Genomic DNA, 1,561 nt, shown 5'->3' on the forward strand with positions numbered 1-1,561 from the left:
GGCGGGCCGGCCGGCGTAGAGACCGGCGATGGTGGTCCGGCCCAGGGCGGTCAGAGCGTGTCTGACCTGGCGTTCGATCAGGCTGAAGATGAGCAGTGCGAGGCAGACCACGGTGATCATGGCGGTGATCCGGCGGTTGTTCTTCAGGTAGATCGCGGCGACGGCGAGGGGGCCCTTGAACGCGGAGTAGCGGCGTTCGACGGCTTCCTGGCCCTTGTAGTGCAGTAGGACCTGGGTGGCGTCGGCCTCGTCGGGGTCCAGGTTGGTCAGCAGCGCGTACCAGCCGTCGGTGGCCGCTTCGGCATTGATCGTCTGCTGGTCGAAGTGCCAGGTCAGGGTGGGTTTCCCGGTGTCCGGGCAGGTGCCGGTGGTCGTGCGTAGGTAGGCGGTGACCCGGCGGGTCTTGCCGATCACCGCCAGACGGGCCTCGACCGCGGCGGCATCCGGATAGTGCCGGGAACCGAGGCCGCGGGTCAGCCGGTCCAGGTCGTCGGTGGCCCGGTCGAGTTTCTTGGCCCTGGCGGTGGCTGCGGCCTGCGCCCGGGCGCTGGAGTGCACGAACACCCGGCGCAAGGTCAGCACCGGATCCTTCTTGCGCGGGCCGGTCAAGGTCATGGTGTCCTCGTACACGTGCCACGTCCCCAGCTTGGCGGGGTCTTTGCCCCGGTCACGTGCGGCGACGTAGTCGACCCGGCTGGCCTGGGCCAGGTCCAGACCGGCCAGCGCCTCGGCCGGCACGTACACCTTCGACGCCGGCGCTACGAAGCTCACGTCGTCGCCGTGCATCTTGCTCAGGTTGTCGTAGGAGACCAGCTTCGAGTCGCCGACGATCAACAGCCGGCGGGTCGTGGCGATCTGCTGTAACGCTTTCATCATCGGGATGACCTGGGCGACCTCGCCCGCGCCGCCGTCGTAGGCCCGGTGGAAGATCGGAACCCCGCCGTCCGCGGCCACCGCAAGCCCCGCCTGGACCTGCTTCAAATCCGGCCGCCGGTCTTTCGGATGCCCGAACTTCGGCGCCGCGTACATCTCGTCGACCTGCACGTACTCGCCGTACATCGACATCGAGGTCATATCCCAGTGAATACGGGACACATCAATACCGAACCCCTCGATCGCAGCCGCACCGACCGACCCGACGATCGAGTCCACCCGCGCAGCGATCGCATCCAACGCCCGGCCGACCCGGTCATCGTTGAGCTGCTCCGGACGCACCCCGAACACCTCCTCGACCGCGTACCCGCCCGCCCAGTCCCGCACCCGCACCAGCGGCTCCGGCGAGGTCAACCGGTTCGCGACCAACGCCTCGATGACCTGGCCATGCGTCAGTTCCGACCGGTCATCCACCGGACACAACCCATCGATGACATCACGAATCCGCAGCCGGGCAGCGAACGCCGCGACCACCGGCAACGACCCCAACGCCTTCTCCACCGACGGCAACGAGCCGTACCGCGCACGCTCTCTCACAGCCCGGCACGCTGCCACCGACCCCGCTCGTGACGAACCCGCCACGCCGAAACCCACCCACGATCAGCCACGCGCGGAATGCAGGGCTAGC

At 68.4% G+C, this 1,561-nt stretch carries 1 protein-coding gene; it reads right to left on the minus strand.

Features of this window, described 5'->3' with window-relative positions; all coding sequences use genetic code 11:
• A partial coding sequence (locus ACLQ24_RS29560) for an IS1634 family transposase (protein WP_425895019.1) occupies positions 1–1,470 on the minus strand: 1,470 nt, incomplete at its 3' end.
• Positions 1,471–1,561 lie beyond the last annotated feature (91 nt).

The organism is Micromonospora sp. DT4 (assembly GCF_049841675.1).
Lineage (GTDB): Bacteria > Actinomycetota > Actinomycetes > Mycobacteriales > Micromonosporaceae > Micromonospora.